At 59.6% G+C, this 3,343-nt stretch carries 3 protein-coding genes and 1 pseudogene; all 4 read left to right on the top strand.

Features of this window, described 5'->3' with window-relative positions; translation table 11 throughout:
- The first annotated feature begins 126 nt into the window (after positions 1–126).
- Positions 127–519, top strand: a complete 393-nt coding sequence (locus ACFFUC_RS12515; RefSeq protein WP_377686703.1) for a M41 family metallopeptidase — start codon at positions 127–129, stop codon at positions 517–519.
- A gap of 29 nt (positions 520–548) precedes the next feature.
- Positions 549–755, top strand: a pseudogene (locus tag ACFFUC_RS12510) (DUF6634 family protein); the annotation flags it as partial.
- 10 nt (positions 756–765) lie between these two features.
- Positions 766–975 carry a DUF6634 family protein gene (locus ACFFUC_RS12505; protein ID WP_377686701.1) on the top strand — a complete coding sequence of 70 codons (210 nt, stop codon included), beginning with the start codon at positions 766–768 and terminating at the stop codon, positions 973–975.
- 666 nt (positions 976–1,641) lie between these two features.
- Positions 1,642–3,343: recombinase family protein (locus ACFFUC_RS12500; protein WP_377686699.1), on the top strand; the 1,702-nt coding region annotated here is incomplete at its 3' end.

Genomic DNA, 3,343 nt, shown 5'->3' with positions numbered 1-3,343 from the left:
TGCGTTGGGAGAAGGGTCACATGGGTCAATTCTCAATGAAAATTATCCCGTCTACCGGGTCACGTCTCGACGGAAATCAACAACACGCTGGCAGGACGCACTGCGGAACAAGTCATCCTCGGCGATGTGTCGGCCGGCGCGGGCGGCGGCGAGGAATCCGACCTGGCCATCGCGACCCGCATCGCCACCATGATCGAGACGCAGTTCGGCCTTGGCGCGCAAGGGCCGATCTGGTCCGGCGTGGATGAGTTCGACAAGCTCGACGCCGCCACTCAGGACATGATCCGGAAACGGCTACGGAAAGGTGAAGACAGAGCCGCGGTCATCCTGCGCCAGCATCAGGAGCAATTGATCGCGATCGCCCGAGCGTTGCAGCAGCAACGGCATCTCTCCAGCGCAGATCTGCAACGGACCGGTTTCGGGAACCCGAGCAGCCACCACGGCAACCGCCCTATGCGGCACCGTCGCAACCGTCCGGGCCCCGAACCGCACCATGATCCGACCACCTGCAGCCCATGACTCCCGCACCGCTTTAACAAGTCCAGCGCATCCTTGACTCAATTCGCGCCGCAAAACGCGGGCCAACGGATGACGAACTCGCCACCGCGCCGATCCTCGACTTCTGGCGCATCATGATCGCATCGCACCCCACCCCAATCACCGTCCTCTGGGGCGAAGTGACAGGCCATCCACAGCTCGGCACCAACATGATCACCATCTCGCGCCTTATCGCGCTCGACCGCGACGCAGGCTGGCCCCCGCAGCGTGAGCCGGTGGTACAAGTTGGGCCGGCCATACACCGAACTCGAGGCGGAACTTGCGCGTCGGATGGGCCAAGCCGATCTCGGAGCAGGCTTGGTCGAGTTCCATTTGCCCGGTTTCGCACCGTTCGACAATCCCGTGGCACTTGATCGGGTGTTCAAAGCTTATCGCGCCCTCATGCACAAGCTCGCGGCCGATCATGGCATAAAATGAAACACGCGCCACATGGCGACCGTCGGCCGCCTGCCAACCTGACCTCGGGGAGGTTGATCATATCCATCCATCGACGGCCATTATGGAAACATCTCCTTCCCTTACTTCTTTCACTCTTTCACATTCATCTTACATTTTAATCCCTGGATATTTTATATCCGTCTTTTCTTTTATAAGCTTTGATACCAGCGTTGATAGTTTTTCAAACCTCCCTCTTCAAAGATTCATGACTAGATATATTTAATCCGTCTGCTTTTTTGATTTATCGATGTTATTTTCTCTTTATATTTCATCTCGTTAACCTGGTTATCCACATAATTGCGAAGCCTGACGGTTCGCAAAGCCTTCTGGGGGAGTATCGATGCTCTATTATATCCTCATGACCCGGACCCAGAATCCCGGATTGATGAACATGACCCGCGAGAGCCCGTCTCTTCGCGGCACGAGGAAGGCTTGCTTTTGGCACAGATTCGGCAACAGGGCGCACAGCGCACGGGACGGACAGGGGCAACAGCCCCGGCTCGTCCCATGCCGGCCTCTGGTGCCGATCCAGATGATCGCGCAGCTTACCTCGACTTCATCCGCGCCCTTGCGCGCCAGGCCGCTCGCGCGGATCATGGACAGGAGGGCCGCCCGAACTGACCAACGCCACGAGGAGCCCACGCCATGACCCAAGCCCTGCGCGCCGCTATCTATGCGCGGTTTTCTTCGGACCTACAGCGCGACGCCTCGATTGAGGATCAGATCCGGTCTTGTCGGGACTATGCCGCAAGGCAGGGCGTGGAAGTGGTCGAGGTCTACTCCGACCGCGCGATTTCCGGCGCCAGTATGATGCGCTCGGGCCTGCAAAAGCTGCTGCGCGATTCTCAGAGCGGTCAATTCGACGTTGTGATTGCCGAAGCGATGGACCGGCTCAGCCGCAATCAGGCCGATATTGCGACGATTTTCCAAAGGCTCCAGTTCAATGGTCAGCTGATCGAAACGATCAGCGAAGGTCAGGTCTCCGAGATGCATATCGGTCTGGCCGGAACGATGAATGCGCTCTTTCTTAAGGAACTCGGCAAGAAGACCCATCGTGGTCTCAAGGGCCGAGCACTGGCGGGTAAATCCGCCGGCGGCCTGACCTATGGCTACATGGCCATCATCCGCCATGCCGAGAATGGCGAACCGATCCGTGGCGATCGTGCGATCGACCCGGCCCAGGCCAAAGTCGTGCGACGGATCTTTGAGGATTACGCCAAAGGGATTTCGCCGAAGATGATCGCGGAACAGTTGAACCTGGAGTCCGTTGCCGGGCCGCAGGGCGGTCATTGGGGCACCTCCACGATTCACGGCAATAGTGAGCGCGGCACCGGCATCCTGAACAACGAACTTTATATCGGCCGTCAGATCTGGAACCGGCTCAAATATGTCAAGGACCCGGGCACCGGCAAGCGTATCTCGCGGCTCAACCCGGAAACGGACTGGGTGATCACCGACGTACCGGAGCTGCGCATTCTCGACGACGCACTCTGGCAAGCGGCCCGCCGACGTCAAGGCGCCCTGAAGTCAAAACACACCGACATCCCGGTCTGGGACCGGCGCCGACCGCGGTTCCTGTTCTCCGGGCTGATGCGCTGCGGCTGCTGTGATGCCGGCTTTTCCAAGGTCAGCAAGGAATCCTTTGGCTGTTCGGCCGCGCGCAAGAAAGGCCCGGCGGTCTGCACCAATATGGCGGTGATCCGGCGCGAAGACCTGGACAGTGTGGTTCTGAATGCGCTCGAACAGCGCCTGATGGATCCGGAGGTCGTGCAAATCTTTTGCGAGGAATATGCGGCCGAACGCAACCGGCTGCAGGCTCAGGCCACTGTCGGACGCAGCGTGCTGGAGCGAGACATGCGCCAGGTCAGGGCCGATCACAAGAAGCTCATCGATGCGATCATCGCCGGGGTGCCTGCGGAACAGGTCAGGGACCGGATGATCGAGCTGGATGGCCGCCGCCAGGAGCTGGAACGTCAGCTGCTCTCCTCCGCTTCCCCGGATCCGGTGCGGTTTCATCCGTCGATGGCGAAGACCTATCGGACCCGCGTCGGCCAGTTGATCTGCGGCCTCTCCGATGCCGAGGGCCAGGAAGAGGCCAAGGAGGCGATCCGCGGCCTTATCGAGAAGATCGTGCTGACGCCCAAGCCCGATGGCAAGGATCTGGCAATCGACCTGCATGGCGCCTTGGCGGGGCTGTTGCGCCTGGCCAACGGTCAGCCCATGCAGGGAGGCTCAAACGGCGGACATGCACATGCGGCCTCGGGCATGAGCATCGAGGCCGTTGATATTATTGAAGAATTAGTATTGGTTGCGGGGACAGGATTTGAACCTGTGACCTTCAGGTTAT

It is taken from the genome of Paracoccus cavernae (genome assembly GCF_042430175.1).
In the GTDB taxonomy this organism is placed as follows: Bacteria; Pseudomonadota; Alphaproteobacteria; order Rhodobacterales; family Rhodobacteraceae; genus Paracoccus; species Paracoccus cavernae.
Note: the sequence above shows the minus strand (reverse complement) of the source record. Positions and strands in the feature narration are given on the sequence as shown.